General features: G+C 70.2%; 20 protein-coding genes and 1 tRNA gene. 10 read left to right on the top strand and 11 right to left on the bottom strand.

Annotation, left to right across the window (positions count from 1 at the left end):
* Positions 1-189 precede the first annotated feature (189 nt).
* The gene (locus IG94_RS0116520) at positions 190-1,401 is read left to right on the top strand and encodes a hypothetical protein (protein ID WP_248783073.1); all 1,212 of its coding nucleotides are present in this window, start codon (positions 190-192) and stop codon (positions 1,399-1,401) included.
* Positions 1,402-1,417: 16 nt separating this feature from the next.
* Here the strand turns inward: IG94_RS0116520 and IG94_RS0116515 are convergent, their stop codons facing one another.
* Both IG94_RS0116515 and IG94_RS0116510 read right to left on the bottom strand, forming a co-directional pair.
* The gene (locus IG94_RS0116515) at positions 1,418-2,944 is read right to left on the bottom strand and encodes a serine/threonine-protein kinase (protein WP_031036504.1); all 1,527 of its coding nucleotides are present in this window, start codon (positions 2,942-2,944) and stop codon (positions 1,418-1,420) included.
* Between the two features lie 85 nt (positions 2,945-3,029).
* A complete protein-coding gene (locus tag IG94_RS0116510) occupies positions 3,030-3,578 on the bottom strand; it encodes a helix-turn-helix domain-containing protein (RefSeq protein ID WP_031036502.1) in 549 nt (182 codons plus the stop codon).
* A gap of 179 nt (positions 3,579-3,757) precedes the next feature.
* Here IG94_RS0116510 and IG94_RS0116505 point away from each other — a divergent pair.
* Positions 3,758-3,830: transfer RNA gene (locus tag IG94_RS0116505), tRNA-Ala, on the top strand.
* Between the two features lie 411 nt (positions 3,831-4,241).
* A complete protein-coding gene (locus IG94_RS0116500) occupies positions 4,242-5,018 on the top strand; it encodes an isoprenyl transferase (RefSeq protein ID WP_031036499.1) in 777 nt (258 codons plus the stop codon).
* Between the two features lie 97 nt (positions 5,019-5,115).
* Here IG94_RS0116500 and IG94_RS0116495 read toward each other — a convergent pair whose 3' ends face one another.
* Positions 5,116-5,814, bottom strand: coding sequence for a DUF5324 family protein (locus IG94_RS0116495; RefSeq protein ID WP_031036494.1), 699 nt, complete (start codon positions 5,812-5,814; stop codon positions 5,116-5,118).
* A 320-nt stretch (positions 5,815-6,134) separates the two neighbouring features.
* On the opposite strand from IG94_RS0116495, the gene IG94_RS0116490 reads away from it, so the two are divergent.
* Together IG94_RS0116490 and IG94_RS0116485 are read left to right on the top strand one after the other, a co-directional pair.
* Positions 6,135-6,668: a peptidylprolyl isomerase gene (locus IG94_RS0116490; RefSeq protein ID WP_031036491.1), complete on the top strand. Its 534-nt coding sequence runs from the start codon at positions 6,135-6,137 to the stop codon at positions 6,666-6,668.
* Positions 6,669-6,768: 100 nt separating this feature from the next.
* Positions 6,769-7,659 carry a rhomboid family intramembrane serine protease gene (locus IG94_RS0116485; protein ID WP_031036487.1) on the top strand — a complete coding sequence of 297 codons (891 nt, stop codon included), beginning with the start codon at positions 6,769-6,771 and terminating at the stop codon, positions 7,657-7,659.
* 291 nt (positions 7,660-7,950) lie between these two features.
* Here IG94_RS0116485 and crgA read toward each other — a convergent pair whose 3' ends face one another.
* Positions 7,951-8,205 carry a cell division protein CrgA gene (gene crgA / locus IG94_RS0116480; protein ID WP_031036484.1) on the bottom strand — a complete coding sequence of 85 codons (255 nt, stop codon included), beginning with the start codon at positions 8,203-8,205 and terminating at the stop codon, positions 7,951-7,953.
* Between the two features lie 152 nt (positions 8,206-8,357).
* On the opposite strand from crgA, the gene IG94_RS0116475 reads away from it, so the two are divergent.
* From IG94_RS0116475 to IG94_RS0116455, 5 genes are read left to right on the top strand one after another with little or no spacing between them, the layout of a single operon-like run.
* Positions 8,358-9,137 (top strand): DUF881 domain-containing protein, encoded by a 780-nt coding sequence (locus tag IG94_RS0116475; protein WP_031036481.1) that lies wholly within the window; start codon positions 8,358-8,360, stop codon positions 9,135-9,137.
* A 45-nt stretch (positions 9,138-9,182) separates the two neighbouring features.
* Complete coding sequence (locus IG94_RS40475) at positions 9,183-9,380, top strand: hypothetical protein (RefSeq protein ID WP_194279781.1); 198 nt, start codon at positions 9,183-9,185, stop codon at positions 9,378-9,380.
* Positions 9,377-10,015: an aminodeoxychorismate/anthranilate synthase component II gene (locus IG94_RS0116465; protein ID WP_031036472.1), complete on the top strand. Its 639-nt coding sequence runs from the start codon at positions 9,377-9,379 to the stop codon at positions 10,013-10,015. The genes IG94_RS40475 and IG94_RS0116465 overlap by 4 nt, the downstream gene beginning before the upstream one ends.
* Positions 10,012-11,067, top strand: coding sequence for a class E sortase (locus tag IG94_RS0116460; RefSeq protein WP_031036470.1), 1,056 nt, complete (start codon positions 10,012-10,014; stop codon positions 11,065-11,067). The genes IG94_RS0116465 and IG94_RS0116460 overlap by 4 nt, the downstream gene beginning before the upstream one ends.
* 13 nt (positions 11,068-11,080) lie before the next feature.
* A complete protein-coding gene (locus IG94_RS0116455; protein WP_031036464.1) occupies positions 11,081-11,848 on the top strand; it encodes a class E sortase in 768 nt (255 codons plus the stop codon).
* A 271-nt stretch (positions 11,849-12,119) separates the two neighbouring features.
* Here the strand turns inward: IG94_RS0116455 and IG94_RS42585 are convergent, their stop codons facing one another.
* From IG94_RS42585 to IG94_RS0116425, 7 genes are all read right to left on the bottom strand, one after another.
* Positions 12,120-12,539: a hypothetical protein gene (locus IG94_RS42585; protein WP_157852259.1), complete on the bottom strand. Its 420-nt coding sequence runs from the start codon at positions 12,537-12,539 to the stop codon at positions 12,120-12,122.
* An 89-nt stretch (positions 12,540-12,628) separates the two neighbouring features.
* Entirely contained in the window at positions 12,629-14,617 is a 1,989-nt protein-coding gene (gene pknB / locus IG94_RS0116450; protein WP_031036462.1) for a Stk1 family PASTA domain-containing Ser/Thr kinase, read from the bottom strand.
* 190 nt (positions 14,618-14,807) lie between these two features.
* Positions 14,808-16,280: a peptidoglycan D,D-transpeptidase FtsI family protein gene (locus IG94_RS0116445; protein ID WP_031036459.1), complete on the bottom strand. Its 1,473-nt coding sequence runs from the start codon at positions 16,278-16,280 to the stop codon at positions 14,808-14,810.
* Positions 16,277-17,713, bottom strand: a complete 1,437-nt coding sequence (locus IG94_RS0116440) for an FtsW/RodA/SpoVE family cell cycle protein (RefSeq protein ID WP_031036456.1) — start codon at positions 17,711-17,713, stop codon at positions 16,277-16,279. The genes IG94_RS0116445 and IG94_RS0116440 overlap by 4 nt, the downstream gene beginning before the upstream one ends.
* 27 nt (positions 17,714-17,740) lie before the next feature.
* On the bottom strand, positions 17,741-19,306 hold the full coding sequence (locus IG94_RS0116435) for a Stp1/IreP family PP2C-type Ser/Thr phosphatase (RefSeq protein WP_037764086.1): 1,566 nt from the start codon (positions 19,304-19,306) through the stop codon (positions 17,741-17,743).
* Between the two features lie 141 nt (positions 19,307-19,447).
* Positions 19,448-19,966, bottom strand: a complete 519-nt coding sequence (fhaB, locus tag IG94_RS0116430) for an antibiotic biosynthesis regulator FhaB (protein ID WP_031036453.1) — start codon at positions 19,964-19,966, stop codon at positions 19,448-19,450.
* A gap of 10 nt (positions 19,967-19,976) precedes the next feature.
* Complete coding sequence (locus tag IG94_RS0116425) at positions 19,977-20,849, bottom strand: FHA domain-containing protein (RefSeq protein ID WP_031036451.1); 873 nt, start codon at positions 20,847-20,849, stop codon at positions 19,977-19,979.
* Between the last annotated feature and the right edge of the window lie 221 nt (positions 20,850-21,070).

Below are 21,070 nucleotides of genomic sequence, written 5' to 3'. Positions count from 1 at the left end.
GTCGGGGTTTTGTGTTGTCCGGGCCCGGTGCCGCCCGATCTCTCCGCGGGGGCGCCGGAGCGGGGCGGAGCGCGGCAGGATGGGCACCGTCCGGTCGGGGTGGCGGCGGCGGAGCCGGTGAGCGCGAGGGCGAGGGGTGGCGGGGCATGGGACGGTGGTGCGGGGTTCGGCGGCGTACCGGGGCCGGAGGTGCCCGGCCCCCGGCGTGGCGGGGCGGGCGGGGCCGAGGGGTACGCCTTCGCCGACGGTGCGGCGCGGGTCGAGGGCGCGAGCGACACCGCGGGCGCCGCGCTGCTGCAGCCCGGCGCCACGTACCGCAGCTCGCTGGCGAGGAACGACACCCTCTACTACCGTCTCGAACTCGACGCGGACTCCGACACCTACGTCTCCGTCACCGCCGTACCCGGTTCCGAGGGCGAGGTCACCGCCGTGGACGGTGTCCGGGTCGCCGTGCGAGACGCGGACGGCGCCTCCTGCTCCCTGGGCAGCGCCACCTTCGGCGCCGCGCACAGTCCCCGCCCGGTCACGGCCTGGGGCATGCGCGAGATCGAGCCGGGTGCGAGCCGCTGCCAGGACGCCGGTACCTACTACGTCGCCGTCGAGCGGGTCCGGCCGGAGGACTCCCCGCCGGACGACTGGGACCTCGAACTGACCACCGCCACCGAACCCCGTCCGCGGCGGGCGGGTCCCACCGAGCCGCCCGGCACCTGGGACTCCGCCTCGCCCGAACCGCTCGCCGGGCAGCCGGAACGCCGCGCGGGCGGCAGCGGCTTCGCCCGTGCCACCGCCGTCGGCCAGGGCGTCTGGCAGAGCGACATCAGGCCCGGGCAGACCCTTTACTACAAGGTGCCGGTCGACTGGGGCCGCCAGGTGTACGCGAGCGCCGAACTCGGCGGCTCCGACGACGCCTCGGGCTATACCACCGGTGCGCTGCGGCTGGGCCTGCACAACCCCGTGCGCGGCGAGGTCGACGACGCCGCCAAGGGCTACACCGGCCGCCCGGCCGCCGTGGGCCTCGCCGCGCTGCCGCCCGTGGCGTATCCCAACCGGTACGCGAGCAGCCGACAGGTCGGTGCCCTGCGGTTCGCCGGCGACTACTACCTCGTGGTCCACCTCGCGGCCCAGGTGGCCGACGACTTCGGCGACGGGCCCTTCGGCCTCACGCTGCGGGTGCGGCTGCGGGGGACGGCGGAGGCCGGGCCCGGGTACACGGGGGAGCCCCGGCCGAAGGGCGTGTTCGAGCTCTCGGCCGCCGACCGGGCGGCGGCGCCGGAGAACGGGGCCACCCGGGACGGCGACGCCGCGATGAGAGCGGTCGCCGTGGGCGGGATCGGCACCGGCAGCCTGCTGCTCGCGGGCCTCGCCGTCTGGACGGTGACGGCCCGGCGCAGGGCGGCGTAGCGGCGAAGAGCCCGGCTCAGATCCGGGTCAGGGCCCAGAAGCCCACGGCGTAGCAGGCCAGCGCCAGCAGCAGGAGCGGCACCGCCACCTTCGCCGGGGGCCCGGGACGCCGCCGGCGCCGGGGCGCGCGGTGCTGCGCGGGGGCCTGCGGGCTCCGTGCGGTGTAGGAGGCGGTGGGGACGTCGGTGCGCTGCTGCGCGGGCGGCGGCGCGAGGGACTGCGCGGGGTGGTGCGAAGGGTGCGGGACGGGGGGCGGCTGATGCCGGGGCTGGTGCGGGTGCGGGTACGAGGACGGGTACTGCGGTTCGCCGGGGTGGGCCGGGGCCGGGGGTGTGGGGGTCTGGGACGACGAGGTGGTGGGCTGCGGGGGCGGCAGGTGGAAGCTGCCGGTCTCCGACATGGCGAACGGCTGGTCCGTACCGGGACGGACCGTCGGCGGGGTGCCCCGAGGGACGGACGGAGCGCCGGCCACCTCGTCGGCCCCGGACGGTGACGAGGGCGTTGAGGGCGTTGAGGGCGACGCGAACGGTGAGGCCGGTGAAGGAGGTGAGGAAGGCGCAGGCGGCGGCTGCGGTGTCGCGGCGGGCGCCGGGCCCGGAGCGGACGCCTGCCGCGGGTCCGTCGGTACGTCCGTCGGTACGTCGTCCAGTCCGGACGCCCGCTGGAGAGGACCGTCGGGACCGAACCCCGGAGGCAGCGGCCCCACTTGATCGAATATCTCGATCAGCTCGTCGTCGGGCCCCGGCTCCGGCAGCAGCTCCCTCGCCGCGGCCAGCGCCTTGCGCGCCCCCGTGGCGGTACGGAACCTGGCCGGCGGATCCGGCTGCACCAGCGTCGCCACCACCTGCCACAGCGGCTCGGGAATCCCCTGCGGCGCGGGCGGCGTACCGTGCTCGGCGAAGTGCTGGACGAGCGCCTTGGCGTCGGGCTTGGCTCCCTCCAGCAGGTACAGGGCGACCAGCCCCACCGCGAACAGGTCGGCGGGAAAGTCGGGCTCCGAGCCCAGCAGCTGCTCCGGCGCGAGATAACCCGGCGTCCCCACCACGAGGTTGGTCTCCGTCAGCCGGGCCTCGCCCAGGCGCATCGCGATGCCGAAGTCGGACAGCCGCAGCCGGGGCCGGCCGGTGCCCGTCGCCTCCAGGAGCAGGTTGGCGGGCTTGATGTCACGGTGCACCACGCCCTCCCCGTGCACCGCCGCCAGCCCCGACAGGAGCTGGTCGAGCAGCGTGCACACGAAGACGGGCGGCAGCGGGCCGTAGTCCCCCACCAGGTGGACCAGCGAGCCACCCGTGACCAGGTCCATGGTGAACAGGACCTGGTCGTCGTCGGCCGCCCAGCTGGCGGGCGCCAGCACGTGGGGGTGATCGATCCGCAGCGCCTGCTCCCGGACGAAACGCAGCAGCGAGTGCGCGTCCCGCTGCTGGAGCACCTTCGCGGCCACATAACGCCGCCGCCGGTGGTCCCAGGCGCGCCAGACGGCACCCACCCCGCCCCGGCCGACCGGGTCGACCAGCTCGTACCGTCCGGCGAAGACCTCACCCATGGCTGTGCGCCGCTCCTCCCCTGGGACCTGTCGCGCCACCCCCGCGATCCCGGCCGCCGACCCTCCCGGCGGCCGGGACCCGAGGTCAGTTCTGGTGGGACTGGTAGTGCGCGACCGCGTCCGAGGTGCGGCCCGCGCCGTACACCCGCAGGAACTCCGCCAGCTCCGGGTGCGAGGAGGACAGCGCGTCCGCCGCGTCGATGATGTCCCCGGCGGCCGCCACCGAGCGCAGCAGCGACTGGATCTCGCGGACCACCCGCTTGACCGTGGGCGCCCCCGAACTGCTCGTCGTCTGCGTGGTGTTGCTGAGCACTGAGCCCCCCTGCGACTTCTTGATCTCGTCCATGCGCTCGGTCGCCTCGGCCGCGCTCGCACTGCCGTCCGCGACCTGCCCCGCCAGGTCCTGCAGCAGCTGGACCCGCTGGACCACAGCGGGATTGCCGATCTTCGCCCGCTGGCCGCTCATCAGCTGCGACAGCATCGGCGCGGAGAGCCCCAGCACTCCCGCGAGACGGGCCTGGTTGAGGCCGAGATCATCGATAAGCCTGCGGAAGAGCGCCCCCAGCGGCTCCCCGTACCAGTTCCGCTGCAGTTCCCGCGCTCTGGCGGTGGCTTCCTGCTGTGCGGCGTCCATTGCGTCTCCCCATCGCTTCCCCAACAACCGCAGTTCGCTCCAGCGAACCACGCCGAGCATCTTACGGAGCGTGGTCGTTCCCCGGGACCCCCAATCATTTGTGAGATACGGGGGGCGACCCGGTACTCTTGTCCGCGGTGACCGACGGTCCGCACCTCACGACCGCCGCCACCTTCCGAGGGGCCTTAGCTCAGTTGGTAGAGCGCTGTCTTTGCATGGCAGATGTCAGGGGTTCGACTCCCCTAGGCTCCACAGATTGCGACCTCCTTGACCTGCGGAAATCAGGTCAAGGAGGTCGTTCTCGTTCCGGACGCGGTGCGGGGTGGGATGGGGGGGGCACGTTACCGCGCCCGCCCACGGGCGGCGGAGACGTTGCTCACCGCTCGCGGCCCCGTGCCACGGCCGGTGACGGCCGTTCGGTACCCGTCGTGGGCAACCCTGCGACCGAAACGCCCAGTTGACCGCCCCGGGTGGCCCGTCGGCTCCTGTCCCGCCCCCGCTGCGGGGCCGCGGACGGGCGGTGCTCGGTGCCGGGGGAGGGCTGTCTGCTCTTGATATCGTCACCTCACAGGGCACCAGTGCCACACCCCGGCGGGACGGTGCCACGTGGCTCATCGCCGTCGGAGCCGTCCGGTCGCTACCGACGAGGTGGAAGGGGTAACCATGCGGGCGAAGGTACGGGCCGCTCTTGACGTGCTCTACGTGAAGCGGCTGGTCAAGCAGCTGGAGGGACGCCCACGCCCCCAGCACATCGGCATCATGCTCGACGGCAACCGCCGGTGGGCCAAGATGTCGGGCATCGCCGACCCCCGCGAGGGCTACCGGGCCGGCGGCGCGAAGGTGCTGGACTTCCTGCGCTGGTGCGACTCCGCGCAGATCGAGCACGTGACCCTGTTCATGCTCTCCGACGACAACCTCGCCCGGCCCGAGGACCAGCTCAACCCGCTCATCGACATCATCGCCGAGGTCGTCGAGCAGCTGGCCGCGCCCGGCAACCCCTGGCGCGTCGAAGCGGTCGGCGCCCTGGACCTGCTGCCCGCGGAGTCCGCGAGCCGGCTCAAGACCGCCACCGCCGCCACCCAGGACCGCAAGGGCGGCACCAAGGTCGACGTCGCCGTCGGCTACGGAGGCCGGCGCGAGATCGTCGACGCCGTGCGCTCCGCCCTCACCGAGCACAGCTCGCAGGGCGGGGACATCGACGAGCTCATCGAGAGCTTCACCATGGAGCACATCTCCAAGCACCTGTACTCCAAGGCCCGGTCCGAGTCCGACCTCATCATCCGGACCTCCGGTGAGCAGCGCCTCTCCGGCTTCCTGCTCTGGCAGTCCGCCTACGCCGAGGTCCACTTCTGCGAGACCTACTGGCCGGACTTCCGCGAGATCGACTTCCTGCGTGCCCTGCGCTCCTACTCCCTGCGGGAACGCCGCTACGGCCGTTGAGCGCCCCCGGCCGTTTCACGTGAAACATCGCCGTGGGGCGGAGACCCGGACGTACCCGGTCTCCGCCCCACGGCGATGTCCTGTCCTGCTGCGGTGATCAGCGGGGGCCGTCGCCCTCCGCCTCCTCCCGCGCCTGCTTGGCCTTCACCTCGGGATCGAGGAGCGCCTCACCGGTGCCGTCCACCGACGTCAGCCGGCCCGACTCGGGAACCTCCGTCGCCTCCGGCGGCTCCACCAGCCAGTCCGGGTTGGCCTGCTTGTCCCACCACTTCCAGGCGGCCAGCGCACCACCCGCGACGACCGCCGCGATCAGCACGACCTTGGCGGCCCGCCCGGCCCGCGCCCGGCGCTGGTGCTTGCGGGTCAGGCGCTGGATCTCCTTGGCGGTGACCTGGCCCCGCAGTGCGGCCAGCGCGGCAGCACCCCGCGCCGTGGCCTCGTCCCGCACGGGACCGGCCGCGGCCACCGCCTGCTCGATCCGCGGGCGTGAGTATTCGGCTGCCTGCCGAGCGGCCAGACGGGTGCGTACGGCCGCCTCCTGAGCGGCCGCGTCCATCTTCGGCGGTACATGCGTACGGGCCTGCTCCAAGCGCGGCGCGAGGTGCGCGCCGTACTGAAGACGGGCCTGGTCTGCGGCCTGCGACACCTTGGGCGCCAGCCGTACGCGCGCCTCCTGTGCATAGTGGGCGGCCCTGTCCTTGGCCGTGTCGGCGTAGGGCGCCACCGCTTCCGCGGCGTGCAGCACGCTGTCCTTCGCCGAACCGGTCGCGGCGCGCACGCTGTCGATGCGGGTCACGGGTTCCTCCTCCTCGGTGGCGTACGGTAATTCGACTTTCCACCCTTTTACGGATCATGCCTGGGGACGCACCGGCAGGCATGTGAGGGCGGGCATCCGGGTCACGGACGAGGCCGGTCAGTCCTCCGGAGCGCGTGGTGACGAAGATGCGAACAAGAGCTGACCAACGTCGACAACCGGTGAATACCGGGCCACACGAACCTGTCCCCGACCATGCCACGGATCGCCGCCGCGCGCCCGTGACTCACGGCACGGAGCGACGTGCGCGCCGCCGACCGTGGGAGGATCGGGGCGCACAACTGGACGACGGAAGGCACACCGTGGCCGAGCAGCTCTACGCCACCCTGAAGACCAACCACGGCGACATCGAGGTACGGCTGCTGCCGAACCACGCCCCCAAGACGGTCAGGAACTTCGTCGAACTCGCCCGGGGCGAGCGCGAGTGGACCAACCCCGAGACCGGGGAGAAGACCACGGACCGGCTCTACGACGGCACCGTCTTCCACCGGGTGATCAGCGGCTTCATGATCCAGGGCGGCGACCCGCTGGGCAACGGCACCGGCGGCCCCGGCTACCAGTTCGAGGACGAGTTCCACCCCGACCTGTCCTTCAACAAGCCCTATCTGCTGGCCATGGCCAACGCCGGGCCCGGCACCAACGGCTCCCAGTTCTTCGTGACCGTGTCCCCGACGACCTGGCTGAACCGCAAGCACACGATCTTCGGCGAGGTCGCGGGCGAGGCCGGCCAGAAGGTCGTCGACGCCATCGCCGCCCTCCCGACCAACCCCCGCACCGACCGTCCGGTCAACGACGTCGTCATCGAGTCGGTGACCGTCGAGACCCGAGAGGGCTGACCTCCCGTACACCGGGCAGGAACCAAACGCCCCGCCCATCCGTAGAGAGGGCGGGGCGTGCACGTGTGCACACCATTCGCAGGACGATCTAGGGGAAGCCATGGACCACGCGGCCGCCGGCCCGCCGGACGCCCAGAGCCTGCCCGGCTGCTACCGCCACCCGGACCGCGAGACGGGCATCCGCTGCACCCGCTGCGAGCGCCCCATCTGCCCGGACTGCATGGTCAACGCCTCGGTCGGCTTCCACTGCCCGGACTGCGCGGCGGGCCGCACCGGCGGCAGCGGGCCCGCCCCCGCCGCGTCCCGGCCCCGCACCCTCGCCGGGGGCGCCATCGCCGACGACCCGCGTCTGGTCACCAAGGTGCTGATCGGCGTCAACCTGGCCCTGTTCCTGGTCCAGCTCTCCGTCGGCGACCGCTTCACCAACCACCTCGAGATGATCGGCCGGGCCTACGTCCCGCTCCTCGGCTCGGTGGAGGGGGTCGCGGAGGGCCAGTGGTACCGGCTGCTGACCGCGATGTTCCTGCACGGCAGCTACATGCACATCCTCTTCAACATGCTCAGCCTCTGGTGGCTCGGCGGCCCGCTGGAAGGCGCCCTCGGCCGGGTCCGCTATCTCGCCCTCTACTTCTGCTCCGGGCTGGCCGGCAGTGCCCTCACCTACCTGATCGCCGAGCCGAACCAGCCCTCGCTGGGCGCCTCGGGCGCGATCTTCGGTCTCTTCGGTGCCACCGCCGCCCTCGTCCGGCGCCTCAACGCGGACATGCGGCCGGTCGTCATCCTGCTGGTGATCAACCTGGTCTTCACCTTCACCTGGGCCAACATCGCCTGGCAGGCCCACGTCGGCGGACTCGTCGGCGGCGCCGTGATCGGCTACGCGATGCTCCACGCCCCGCGCGAACGGCGGGCCCTGGTGCAGTACGGCGCGTGCGCGCTGGTCCTGGTGGCCGTCGTGGCCCTGACCCTGGTGAGGACGGCTCAGCTCACCTGAGCGCGACCGTTGTCCACACCGGGTGCCGGATCTTGTGCACAGCGTGCGGGAACAGGCGTGCCCCCTGTCGCTGACCCGTGTTTCCGCAGGTCAGGCAGGGGGCGAACGTGTTTTCGGTTGCTGGGGTCAACCGGTACTTCGGTCACACCGGCGTCAATCTCCAGAGGGTTATCCACAGATCGTCTTCTTTTTTCCCCAGCGTGTGGACAATACCTGTGGATAACTTCCCGCATACCCCTGGGCAGAGCTACGGGAGAGGCCGCCGCAGGGCGACTCCCCGCCCTTCCGCCGCTACTTCCACTGCGTGGAGACGCCGAATCCGGCGGCGATGAAGCCGAAGCCCACCACGATGTTCCAGTTGCCCAGCGAGTCGATCGGCAGTGAACCGTCGGTGACGTAGAAGACGACGATCCAGGCCAGGCCGATGACGAACATGGCCAGCATGACCGGGGCGACCCAGCTGCGGTTGGTCAGCTTGATACTGGCCGCCTGCTTCGAGGGCGGCGGCGTGTAGTCGGCCTTCTTGCGGATACGTGACTTCGGCACGAGGGTCTCTCCTGTCGATGCGCTGCGTGGCCGCGCAGGGAACGGGGGTCGGTCTCGGTCTGCGGCGTACGTGGGGACAAGGGGACTCCGAGCGCTCCCCCGGGCGTCCGTTAGCGTAGTCCTTCCGTGGCGCCGAAGGAGATAAGGGTACGTTGAGCAATTCTGCCGACTCCCCCCGGACCGGATCCAGCCCTGCCCGCGGACGCCGTTTCCGGCCCGTGCGGGTTCTCACGGCAGCCGTCTTCGCTCTCGCGGGGCTGATTTTCTTCACCAGCTTCAATACCGCGAAGGGCACCAATATCCGGACGGACGCCTCTTTGCTCAAGTTGTCCGATCTCATCCACGAACGCAGCCGGGAGAACGGCGGTCTGGAGGAGTCCAACGCGGCGCTGCGCCGGGACGTCGAATCGCTCGCCGAACGCGACGACGGCCGGAGCAAGTCGGAGGACGACGAACTCGCCGCGCTGGAGAAGAAGGCGGGCACGCACGAACTCGAGGGCGAGGCGATATCCGTCACACTCGACGACGCCCCGCCGGACGCCACCGCGAAACTCCCCGGATATCCGGAGCCGCAGCCCGACTATCTGGTGATCCACCAGCAGGACCTGCAGGCCGTGGTCAATGCGCTGTGGCAGGGCGGCGCCGACGGGATCAAGGTCATGGACCAGCGGCTGATCTCCACCAGCGCGGTGCGCTGCGTGGGCAACACCCTGATCCTGCAGGGGCGGGTCTACTCGCCGCCGTACCGGATCCAGGCGGTCGGCGACCCGGAGCGGCTGAAGAAGGCGCTGGCCAAGTCCCCGGCGATCCAGAACTACATGGTGTACGTCAACGTCTACGGGCTCGGCTGGAAGGTCGAGGAGGACGGGCGGGCGACACTGCCGGGCTACTCGGGCACGGCCGACCTGCACTACGCCCAGCCTGTGGATTAGGGCCGTTCCGCGGGGGCCCGCGCCGCTAGTCTGGTGCCGTACGGCGTGAGTCTGGCGCCGTGGTGCGACGGAAGGGACGGCATGTACGGCTGGATCTGGCGGCATCTGCCGGGGAACGCGTGGGTCAGGGCGCTGCTCTCCCTCGTGCTGGTGGCGGCCGTGGTCTACGCGCTCTTCCAGTACGTCTTTCCGTGGGCCGAACCGCTGCTGCCCTTCAACGATGTGACGGTGGACAACCAGTGAGCGCGCGCATCCTCGTCGTCGACAACTACGACAGCTTCGTCTTCAACCTGGTCCAGTACCTCTACCAACTGGGCGCCGAGTGCGAGGTCCGGCGCAACGACGAGGTGTCGACGGCGCACGCCCAGGAGGGTTTCGACGGCGTGCTGCTGTCCCCGGGCCCGGGGACGCCGGAGCAGGCCGGGATCTGCGTCGACATGGTCCGGCACTGCGCGTCGAGCGGGGTGCCGGTCTTCGGCGTCTGCCTCGGCATGCAGTCGATGCAGGTGGCGTACGGCGGCGTGGTGGACCGCGCGCCGGAGCTGCTGCACGGCAAGACCTCGCCCGTCGAGCACACCGGCGAGGGCGTCTTCGCGGGCCTGCCCTCGCCCTTCACCGCGACCCGGTACCACTCGCTGGCCGCGGAGCCGGGCACCGTGCCGGCCGAGCTGGCGGTGACGGCCCGGACGCCGGACGGCATCGTGATGGGCCTGCGCCACCGTGAGCTGCCCGTCGAGGGCGTGCAGTTCCACCCGGAGTCGGTGCTGACCGAGCACGGGCACCTGATGCTGGCCAACTGGCTCGTGGAGTGCGGCGACCGCGACGCGGTGGCGAGGTCGGCGGGGCTCGCCCCGGTGGTGGGCAGGGCCACGGCGTGACCGCGCTGCGCCCCGAGCGCCAGTCCGGCACGGCCGGTGACCAGGGATCCCCGTACGGGCAGTCGTACGGGGATTCCGGTGCGTTCGGGGACGGTCGGCACGAGGACTTCGCCGCAGGAGGGGCCGGGGCGGCCGGGGAGCAGTACCGTGCGCCGGCCGTCGACGACGAGACCGTGGCGCTGCGGATCCCGGACCCCCCGCCGGAGCGGACGCCCGCCGTTCCCGCGGACGGTGGCCGCGCGGCCCGCAGGAAGGCCGCGAAACGGCGTCACGGGCGCCGTGGGGCGCCCCAGGGGCGGCCGGCGGGTGCAGAGGCCGAGGAGGCCCCGGGGGCGCCGCTGTCGCGCGTGGAGGCCCGTCGCCAGGCTCGCGCCCGCAAGCCCGGCGCGGCGGTGATCGCCAGCCGGGCGATCGGTGAGGTCTTCATCACGACCGGTGTGCTGATGCTGCTGTTCGTCACCTACCAGCTGTGGTGGACGAACGTCCGGGCGCACGCGCAGGCGGACCAGGCGGCGAGCAGCCTCCAGGACGACTGGGCGAACGGCAAGGGCGCTCCGGGGGCCTTCGAGCCGGGCCAGGGCTTCGCCCTCCTGCACATCCCGAAGCTGGACGTCGTGGTGCCGATCGCGGAGGGCATCAGCAGCAAGAAGGTGCTGGACCGCGGCATGGTCGGGCACTACGCGGAGGGCGCCCTGAAGACGGCGATGCCGGACGCGAAGTCCGGCAACTTCGGGCTGGCGGGGCACCGCAACACGCACGGCGAGCCGTTCCGCTACATCAACAAGCTCCAGCCGGGCGACCCGATCGTCGTGGAGACGCAGGACGAGTACTTCGTCTACAAGATGGCGTCGATCCTGCCGGTGACGTCGCCGAGCAACGTGAGCGTGCTGGACCCGGTCCCGAAGCAGTCGGGCTTCAAGGAGGCCGGCCGCTACATCACGCTGACCACCTGCACACCGGAGTTCACCAGCAAGTACCGCATGATCGTCTGGGGCAAGATGGTCGAGGAACGGCCGCGCAGCAAGGGCAAGCCGGATGCGCTCGTCAGTTAAGGGCGGATGACCAGTGGCAGCGAGCACCGACACGGAGCAGCAGGAGCACGCCGGCGAGGACGGTCCGCGGGAGCCCGCGGCACGCCGCCGGGGCCCGGGGCGGATCGTCGCGCAGGCGGTCAGCGTCTTCGGCGAACTGCTCATCACCGCGGGCCTGGTGATGGGCCTGTTCGTCGTCTACTCGCTGTGGTGGACGAACGTGGTCGCCGACCGCGCGGCGGACCGGCAGGCGGACAAGGTCCGCGACAACTGGGCCGAGGACCGCGTCGGCCCGGACGGCCCCGGCGCGCTGGACACCAGGGCGGGCATCGGCTTCCTCCACGTCCCGGCCATGGGCAAGGGCGACATCCTGGTGGAGAAGGGCACGTCGATGAAGGTCCTCAACGACGGCGTGGCCGGCTACTACACCGACCCGGTCGAGGCGACGCTGCCCACCGCGGACAAGGAGGGCAACTTCTCGCTCGCCGCCCACCGCGACGGACACGGCGCGAAGTTCCACCGCATCGACAAGATCGAGGAGGGTGACCCGATCGTCTTCGAGACGAAGGACACCTGGTACGTGTACAAGACGTACGCCACCCTCCCCGAGACCTCGAAGTACAACGTCGACGTGCTCGACGCCGTCCCCGAGGAGTCCGGCAGGAAGAAGGCCGGCCACTACATCACCCTGACGACCTGCACGCCGGTCTACACCAGCCGCTACCGGTACGTGGTGTGGGGCGAACTGGTCCGCACGGAGAAGGTCGACGGCGACCGGACGCCGCCGGCCGAGCTGCGGTGACGGCGACACGAATGAAGCTCAGTAATTCATCATCTTCTCCGACCGTCAAGACAGTGGAAAAGGCTTGTCTCCGTGGACGCCGCGCCTGGTATGTGACACCTACGGGACCGTACGCACACTGCACGCACAAAGATTCCTAGCCCTCGGCCACCGATGCACACACACCACCCGTCAATCCGTGCAACGCGGCGTGGACCAGCGCTGTAGGGAACCGCCGCCGAAGTGCTCCGCCAACGGGTCCGCGAAGCACTTCGGCAGTGGCAAATCCGGGCTAGGAAGCCCAGTCGGTGCAGTACCTGACGACTGCTGAGTTCTTTATCACGGCTGCCTGGATGCCTATGTAGCTCAGACCGCCACTCCCGGTGGAGGCATGGGTGTTCCAAGTGACCGATTTGTTGTAGCCGTTCGCGTTGGAGTGCCAAGACCAATACTTGGTCTTGTCGTTGTCATCCTTCGAGATGAGCCGGATGGCAACAGAGTTGCCATCCGACGAGGTGTCTTTGACAGTAAGGCTCATGTCGGCGTAGTTGTTGGTCCAGTTCTTGAAGTTGCCAACACCCGACGCGCCACTGACATTGCACGATGCCTGGGCTTGCGCTCCGGCGGCCTCAGCGCTTCCCGCTGAAGTCGCGACCAGGGCAGCTGCCAGCGCGGCGCTTGCTACCGAGAGACGCTTCATGTTGTTTGACATGATCGCATCCTATACGTGAGCGCAGGCCAGCGATAGCTGTAAGTAGCCTTTCCCTGACTTTCCGAAACACGACGGATGCGGTTGAGACGTCAGTCGTCACCGCGGAGGCCGCCGATGAAACCGCCGTTGTTATTGCCTTGCTGGGCGGGAGCGAAGAGGGTGACCTCGTCCCCCTTCTTGACCTCTTGTCCTTCGGTCGGATTGCTGGCGACCACCACGGCGTTGTCGTCACCGCCGCCTTGAACCCCTGCGAGTTCCAGTCCGGTCTGCGCAAGGACCTGCTTGGCCTGGCCGACGGTCATCTGGGTGACCTTCGGCATCGCCAGTTTCTCCTCCACCGGGGGCTTGGCGATCTTGATGGTCACCGTGCTGCCGCGGTCGACGTCCGTTCCGGGCTGGAAGCTCTGCTCGAAGACCGTGCCTTCGGGCTGGGCGGTGGACTCCGCCTCCTCTTGACTACCTAGGACGAGACCCTTGTCCTCCAAAAGCTTCTTGGCGTCCTCGGGCGACTTGCCCAGCAGGCTGGGCACGGTCACCTTGGCCGTCTCCTTGGCGACGGTGAGGGTGACTGTGGAGCCCTTCTCGCTGGAGGCACCACCCTTGGGACTCTGGGACAGCACGGTGTCGGGGGTCTCGGTGGATTCCTCGGTCTGCTTCTCGACGTCGAAGCCCTTGTCCTTCAAGGCTGCTTCAGCCTCGTCGAAGGCAAGTCCGTCGACATCGGGGATCTCGACCTTCGGGGCGCCGGTCGAGACGACCAGGCTGACGCTGGTCTTCTTCTCGACCTCGGTGCCCTGCTTTGGGTTCTGCTCGCAGACGTTGCCCTTGGGCTGGTCCTCGCAGGGCTGTTCCTTGAAGGTCAGCTCCAGGTCGACGTTGCCGGCCTGTTGCTGGGCGTCGCCCTTGCTCAGCCCGACGAACGTCGGCACCGGGATCTTGTCGTTGCCCGCCCCGCCGTTGCCGGTGAAGGCGTACTTGCCGATCAGGATGGCGCCGACCAGGACGAGGATGCCGGCCAGCACCAGGAAGATCGTGGAGGTGTTCTTCTTGCGCGGCTGCTGGCGGCGCCGGTCGGGGCGGTCGTCGTAGCCGTAGCCGCCGTCGTCCGGGTTGGTGGGCGGCAGCATGGTCGTGGCGCCGCCCGCGTCCGAGCGCAGCGCGGTGGTCGGCTGCTCGTCGGGGTAGGCGCCGTAGCCGCCCGCGGCCATGGCGCCCATCGCGGCGGTGGCGGCGACGGGCTGGCCGTCGAGGCAGGCCTCGATGTCGATGCGCATCTCGTCGGCCGACTGGTAGCGGTAGTCCGGGTCCTTGACCAGGGCCTTCAGCACGATCGCGTCCATCTCGGGCGTGATCTCGGGGTCGAAGACGCTCGGCGCCTGCGGTTCCTCGCGCACGTGCTGGTAGGCGACGGCCACCGGGGAGTCGCCGACGAAGGGCGGGCGCACCGTGAGCAGCTCGTAGAGCAGGCAGCCCGTGGAGTACAGGTCGGAACGGGCGTCGACCTGCTCGCCCTTGGCCTGCTCCGGGGAGAGGTACTGGGCGGTGCCGATCACGGCGGCGGTCTGGGTCATCGTCATGCCGGAGTCGCCCATGGCGCGGGCGATGCCGAAGTCCATGACCTTGACCTGGCCGTTGCGGGTGAGCATGACGTTGGCCGGCTTGATGTCGCGGTGGACGATGCCGGCCCGGTGCGAGTACTCCAGGGCCTGGAGGATGCCGATGGTCATCTCCAGCGTCCGCTCCGGCAGGAGCTTGCGGCCGGAGTGGAGCAGCTCGCGGAGCGTGGAGCCGTCGACGTACTCCATGACGATGAACGGGATCGACACGTTGTCGATGTAGTCCTCGCCCGTGTCGTACACCGCCACGATCGCGGGATGGTTGAGCGAGGCGGCCGACTGGGCCTCCCGGCGGAAGCGGGCCTGGAAGGACGGGTCACGCGCGAGGTCCGCGCGGAGTGTCTTCACCGCCACCTGGCGTCCGAGCCGGGTGTCATGAGCGTGGTAAACCTCCGCCATGCCACCACGGCCGAGCACAGGGCCCAGCTCGTACCGGCCGCCGAGGCGACGCGGCTCTTCCATGGTTACCTACCAGCCCTCTCCGTCGGTCCCGACCGGCCTGCTTGTACGGTCGGAGGCTGCCGTCCGGCCTACCGTACCCGGCTCGCTGGGGGCCCTTTGGCCGAGCCGGGCAGCCGATACAGGACCGGTATCGCAACGTGCGCCGATGTGAAGGGGACGTGACCGGAGTCACGTCCCGTTCATGACGCGGTCACTTCTTGCTGTCGATGACGGCCTCCATGACGTTCTTCGCGATCGGCGCCGCGAGGCCGCCGCCCGAGATGTCGTCGCGGCCGGCGTTCTCGTCCTCGATCACCACGGCCACGGCGACGGGCGCGCCGCCGTCGTCACCCTTGGCGTACGAGAGGAACCAGGCGTAGGGGTTCTCGCTGTTGTCGACACCGTGCTGCGCGGTACCGGTCTTGCCACCCACCTTGACGCCGTCGATCTGCGCGTTGGTTCCCGTGCCGTCCTCGACAACGGTCTCCATCATGGACTGCAGGATCTGGGCGTTGTCCGCGGACAGCGGCTTGCTCATCTCCTCGGGATCCGTCTTCTCGATCGTGTCGAGGTTCGGGGCCTGGAGTTCGTCGACCATGTACGGCTTCATCAGGGTGCCGTTGTTGGCGACGGCCGAGGCGACCATGGCCATCTGCAGCGGGGACGCGGCGGTGTTGAACTGGCCGATGGAGGACTGGGCGACCTCGGACGGCGCCATGTCCTCGGAGAAGACCGACGCGCTGGAGCGGACCGGGACGAACTGCTCCTCGGTGAAGCCGAACTTCTTGGCCTCCTCCAGCATCTTCTCGTTGCCGAGGTCGGAGCCGACCTTGCCGAAGACGGTGTTGCAGGAGACCCGCAGCGCCTCGCGGAGGGTGGCGTCCTTGCAGGGGAGGTCGCCCTCGTTGGGCAGCTCGGTGGTGGTGCCGGGCATGGTCCACGGCAGCGGCGAGTCGGTCTTCTCGTCCGCCGAGCCGTACAAGTCGTTCTCCAGCGCCGCCGCCGCGGTGACCACCTTGAAGGTGGAGCCGGGCGGGTAGACCTCGCGCAGGGCCCGGTTGAGCATCGGGTCGTCGGGGTCGTTCTTCTTCTGCAGCTTGGTCCACGCCTCGCCCGCCGCGTCGTCGCCGCCCGCGATGGAGGTGGGGTCGTACGACGGGTAGGAGGCCATCGAGAGGATCTTGCCGGTGGACGGTTCGAGCGCGACGACCGCGCCCTTGGCGCCCTGCTTCTTCAGACCGTCGTAGGCGGCCTTCTGCGCGGCGCCGTTCAGGGTGGTGACGACGTTGCCGCCCTCGCGCTTCTTGCCCGTGATCATGTCGAGGGTGTTGCGGAAGAAGAGCCGGTCGTCGTTGCCGGTGAGGATCCCGTCGTTGATGGCCTCGATCTGGGTGGCGCCGTAGGCCTGGGAGACGTAGCCGGTGACGGGCGCCCACATGGCGCCGTCCTTGTAGGTGCGCTTGTACTTGAAGTCGCCCTCGGTGGTGGCGTGGCCGGTGATGGCGTTGCCGTCGACGATGATGTCGCCGCGGGGACTGGCGTACCGCTCGATGGCGACGCGGCGGTTGTGCTCGTCCTCCTTGAGCTCGTCCGCCTGGACGTACTGCAGCCAGTTGTCGCGGATGAGCAGGGTGAGGACCAGCAGACCGCAGAAGATCGCGATGCGGCGCAGTGGCTTGTTCACGGGCGGACCACCTGGGTCATCTCGGCGTCGGGGTTGGCGGGCGCGGCGGGTGCCGGTCTGCGCGCGGTGTCGCTGATGCGCAGCAGAATGCCGATCAACGCCCAGTTGGCGATGACGGAGGAACCGCCGTAGGCCAGGAAGGGCATGGTCATACCGGTGAGCGGGATGAGGCCCATCACGCCGCCGGCGACGACGAAGACCTGGAGCGCGAAGGCGCCGGAGAGGCCGATGGCGAGGAGCTTGCCGAAGGGGTCGCGGGCGGCGAGGGCGGTGCGCACGCCGCGTTCCACGATCAACGCGTAGAGCAGGAGCAGCGCCATCAGTCCGGCGAGGCCGAGCTCCTCGCCGAAGGTGGCGAGGATGAAGTCGGAGTTGGCGGCGAAGCGGATCAGCTCGGAGTGGCCCTGGCCCCAGCCGGTGCCGAGGGTGCCGCCGGAGCCGAAGGCCCACAGGGCCTGCATGGCCTGCTCGGAGTGGCCGACCTGGTTGGCGCGGGAGAGCGCGAACTCGCGCATCGGGTCGAGCCAGGCGTCGACGCGCTGCTGGATGTGCGGTTCGAAGGTGGCCACGCCGACGGCGCCGACGGCGGACATCAGCATGCCGAAGACGATCCAGCTGGTCCGCTCGGTGGCGACGTACAGCATGATCACAAACATGCCGAAGAAGAGCAGCGAGGTGCCGAGGTCGGTCTCGAAGACGAGGATCAGGATCGAGACGATCCAGACGACCAGGATGGGGCCGAGGTCGCGGCCGCGCGGCAGGTAGAGGCCCATGAAGCGGCGGCTGGCCAGGGCGAGCGCGTCGCGCTTCACCATCAGGTAGCCGGCGAAGAAGATCGCCAGGACGATCTTGGCGAACTCACCGGGCTGGATGGAGAAGGAGCCGACCTGGATCCAGATCTTGGCGCCGTAGATGTTCTTGCCGAGGCCCGGCACGAGCGGCAGCAGCAGCAGGAACAGGGCGCCGACCATGGAGATGTAGGTGTAGCGCTGCAGGACGCGGTGGTCCTTGAGGAAGACGAGCACGGCGACGAACAGGGCGATGCCCATCGCGGTGTAGATCAGCTGGCGGGGGGCGGCGTTGCCGGCCTGGTCGATGCTCTGGAGCAGTTCCGACTGGTCCAGGCGCCAGATGGCGACGAGGCCGAGTCCGTTGAGCAGCGTGGCCAGCGGCAGCAGCAGCGGGTCCGAGTACGGCGCGAATCTGCGCACGACGAGGTGGCCGACGCCGGCCAGGAGGCCGAGGCCGAGACCGTAGCTCAGCAGGCCGGCGGGCACCTCGTCGTTGATGGCCAGGCCCACGTTGGCGTAGGCGAAGACCGGGATGAGGACGGCGAACACGAGCAGGGCCAGCTCGGTGTTGCGCCGGCTCGGGGCGCCGATGGCGCCGATCGTGGACGTGTGGTGCGTCGACGGGTTGGTAGTACTGCTCATCGTGTGACAGGGCCTCTCACGGCTTGCCTACTGCTTACCGCACAGCGAGACGACCTTCTGCTCTTCCTCCGAGAGGGTCGGTCCGGAGCCTGGGTTGGGTGCGGTCGTGGACGGGGACGAGTCGGGTGCCTTCGGTGACTCCGACTCGTTCTGCGACTCGTTCTGCGAGGGGTCGGGACTCGGTGAGGCCTTGGACGTGAAGGAGGCGGGCGTGGTTCCCGTGGTGCCTCCGGCCTCGCCCTCACCCGTCTTCGCGTTCTTGTCGGTCTCCGAGGCGCGCCGGTCTGCCTGCTTCTTGCAGGCGGAGGCCTGGACGGCCAGTTCCTCGATCTTGGCCCGGGCGTCGTTGAGGTCGCCCTCGGCGATGGTGGCCTCGACCAGTTTCTGCTGGTAGGGCGGGAGGTACTTGAGTTCGATCTCGGGGTGGTCCTTCTGGACCTTGGAGAGCGAGACCCAGGCGAGGTCCTGGCTGATGCCCCGGTAGAGCGCGACGTGGTCGTCGCTGGTGCCGACGTAGTACTGGGTCTGCGTCCAGCGCCAGCCGCCGTAGGTGCCGCCGCCGATCACGGCGAGGGCGAGCACGGTGTAGAAGGACCGCTTCAGCCACTTGCGGCCCTTGCGGGGCTTGACGAAGTCGTCGGGGCCGTAGTCGTCGAAGCCGCCGGCCGGGACGTAGCCGGTGGTGTCACCGCTGCCGGGCGGCCCGAACTCGCCGCCCCCGCCGGGCTGTCCGCCCTGGCGGCCGAGGCCCGCGGCGCGGCCGGCCGGGGTCTGCATGATGCCGTTGTCGCCCGTCTGGGCCTGGTTCTCGGCGACGGCGCCGACGACCACGGGGGTGTCGTAGAGCTGTGCGGCGAGGGTGTCGCCGGTGTCGATGTCGAGGACGTCGGCGACGATGACGGTGATGTTGTCGGGGCCGCCGCCGCGCAGCGCGAGCTGGATCAGCTCCTGGACGGTCTCCTGGGGGCCCTGGTAGCTGGCGAGGGTGTCCTCCATCGTCTGGTGGGAGACGACGCCGGAGAGTCCGTCGGAGCAGATGAGGTAGCGGTCGCCGGCCCGCACCTCGCGGATGGACAGGTCGGGTTCGACGTGGTCGCCGCTGCCGAGGGCCCGCATCAGCAGCGAGCGCTGCGGGTGGGTGCCGGCCTCCTCCTCGGTGATGCGTCCCTCGTCGACGAGGCGCTGCACCCAGGTGTGGTCCTGCGTGATCTGCGTGAGGACGCCGTCGCGCAGCAGGTAGGCGCGCGAGTCGCCGACGTGGACCATGCCCAGGCGCTGGCCGGTCCACAGCAGGGCGGTGAGCGTGGTGCCCATGCCCTCCAGGGCGGGGTCCTCCTCGACCATCTGCCGCAGCTGGTCGTTGGCGCGCTGCACGGCGGCACCGAGGGAGGTGAGGACGTCGGAGCCGGGCACGTCGTCGTCGAGGGCGACGATGGTGGAGATCACCTCGGAGGAGGCGACCTCACCGGCGGCCTGGCCGCCCATGCCGTCGGCGATGGCGAGCAGGCGCGGGCCGGCGTAGCCGGAGTCCTCGTTGCCCTCCCGGATCATGCCCTTGTGCGAACCGGCGGCGAAGCGCAGTGACAGACTCATGCCCACCTCGCCCGTCGGCTCCGACTGCAGCCGGTCGTGTCGAGCCACACTGCCCACCCTCCGGTCGGGAGCGCGCCGGGGCCCGGGGTGCCGGCCGCCGCTGCGTGCTCGCTCCGCTCGCGCTCTTTCATTGGTGTAGCACTACTTCCGCAGCTCGATGACGGTCTTGCCGATGCGGATCGGCGAACCCGGACCGATCGGTGTGGGGGTCGTCAGCCGGGACCGGTCCAGGTAGGTGCCGTTGGTGGAGCCGAGGTCCTCGACGATCCACTGACCGTTCTGGTCCGGGTAGATCCTGGCATGGCGGCTGGAGGCGTAGTCGTCGTCCAGCACGATCGTCGAGTCGTGTGCCCGGCCGAGCGTGATGGTCTGGCCCTGGAGGGCAACGGTGGTGCCGGTGAGGGTGCCCTCGGTGACGACCAGTTTGGTGGGCGCGCCCCGGCGGCCGCGCCCGCCGCCGGACTGCTGGCGCTGCGGTGGTGGCGCCTGGCCCTGGCGCGCGGCGGCCTGCTGCGGTCGGCCGGCGTCGCGCCGTGCTCCGCGCTGGGTGACCCGCGTACCGAACAGGTCGCTGCGGATGACCTGCACGGCCACGATCACGAACAGCCACAGTACGGCGAGAAAACCCAGCCGCATGACCGTGAGGGTCAGCTCTGACATTGCCCCCGGATCACCCTTCGGCTTGCCTGTAGATAACGGTGGTGCTGCCCACGACGATGCGGGAGCCGTCGCGGAGCGTAGCGCGGGTGGTGTGCTGCCCGTCCACCACGATGCCGTTGGTGGACCCGAGGTCCTGGATCGTCGTGGGCGTTCCGGGCCGGATCTCGCAGTGCCGGCGGGAGACGCCGGGGTCGTCGATCCGCACGTCGGCCTCGGTGCTGCGTCCGAGCACGAGGGTCGCGCGGGAGATCTGGTGGCGGTTGCCGTTGATCTCGATCCAGTGGCGGGTGCGTCCGCCGGAGGCGGGCGCGGCCGGGGGTTGCTGGCCGCCCGCGGGCTGCGGGTAGCCGTAGCCGCCGGGGCGGCCGCCGGGCGGCGGCGCGGCCGGCATGGGCGGGGCGCCCGCGGGTGCGGCGGCCGGCGGGTAGCCGTAACCGCCGTCCGGTGCGCCGGGCCGGCCGGTGGGGGCGGGGGGAGCCGCGGGGCCCGGACCGCCCTGCTGGCCGCTGGAGGAGGCGAGGGTACGGCTGCGGACCCGGTACAGGCCGGTGTCCAGGTCGTCCGCCTTCTCCAGGTTGACCTTGATCGGTCCCATGAAGGTGTAGCGCTGCTGCTTGGCGTATTCGCGGACCATGCCGGCCAGCTCGTCGCCGAGCTGTCCGGAGTAGGGGCTGAGCCGCTCGAAGTCGGGCGTGCTCAGTTCCACGATGAAGTCATTGGGTACGACGGTGCGGTCGCGGTTCCAGATGGTCGCGTTGTTGTCGCACTCGCGCTGGAGCGCTCCCGCGATCTCCACGGGCTGCACCTCGGACTTGAAGACCTTCGCGAAGGTGCCGTTGACCAGACCTTCGAGGCGCTGCTCGAACTTCTTCAGGACTCCCATGGGGCACCTCCTCCGTCGCTGCCGTCCTGTCCACTGCCCTGCATGCTGCTGTACTGCGTACTGCCGCCGTGCGTAGTGCTGACCTGCGCACTGCCGGTGTGCGGGGCGCTCTTTCGCGCACTGCCCACCTGGTACTGCTTACTGATCGTATCCACGCGCCGCTCGATCGGCTGGTTCCCCCTGTCGGCCCGGTCGACGGGTGTCGACGCCTCTCGGAGTTC

Source organism: Streptomyces olivaceus, assembly GCF_000721235.1.
Lineage (GTDB): Bacteria > Actinomycetota > Actinomycetes > Streptomycetales > Streptomycetaceae > Streptomyces > Streptomyces olivaceus.
This window is presented reverse-complemented; position numbering and strand designations above follow the sequence as displayed.

What these genes read in the sequence shown, in the direction of transcription:
- IG94_RS0116515 (WP_031036504.1), bottom strand. Translation starts at nt 2,944, where the DNA reads ATGGGTGAGGTCTTCGCCGGACGGTACGAGCTGGTCGACCCGGTCGGC.
- IG94_RS0116510 (WP_031036502.1), bottom strand. Translation starts at nt 3,578, where the DNA reads ATGGACGCCGCACAGCAGGAAGCCACCGCCAGAGCGCGGGAACTGCAG.
- IG94_RS0116500 (WP_031036499.1), top strand. Translation starts at nt 4,242, where the DNA reads ATGCGGGCGAAGGTACGGGCCGCTCTTGACGTGCTCTACGTGAAGCGG.
- IG94_RS0116485 (WP_031036487.1), top strand. Translation starts at nt 6,769, where the DNA reads ATGGACCACGCGGCCGCCGGCCCGCCGGACGCCCAGAGCCTGCCCGGC.
- IG94_RS42585 (WP_157852259.1), bottom strand. Translation starts at nt 12,539, where the DNA reads ATGTCAAACAACATGAAGCGTCTCTCGGTAGCAAGCGCCGCGCTGGCA.
- pknB (WP_031036462.1), bottom strand. Translation starts at nt 14,617, where the DNA reads ATGGAAGAGCCGCGTCGCCTCGGCGGCCGGTACGAGCTGGGCCCTGTG.
- IG94_RS0116440 (WP_031036456.1), bottom strand. Translation starts at nt 17,713, where the DNA reads ATGAGCAGTACTACCAACCCGTCGACGCACCACACGTCCACGATCGGC.
- IG94_RS0116435 (WP_037764086.1), bottom strand. Translation starts at nt 19,306, where the DNA reads ATGAGTCTGTCACTGCGCTTCGCCGCCGGTTCGCACAAGGGCATGATC.
- fhaB (WP_031036453.1), bottom strand. Translation starts at nt 19,966, where the DNA reads ATGTCAGAGCTGACCCTCACGGTCATGCGGCTGGGTTTTCTCGCCGTA.
- IG94_RS0116425 (WP_031036451.1), bottom strand. Translation starts at nt 20,849, where the DNA reads ATGGGAGTCCTGAAGAAGTTCGAGCAGCGCCTCGAAGGTCTGGTCAAC.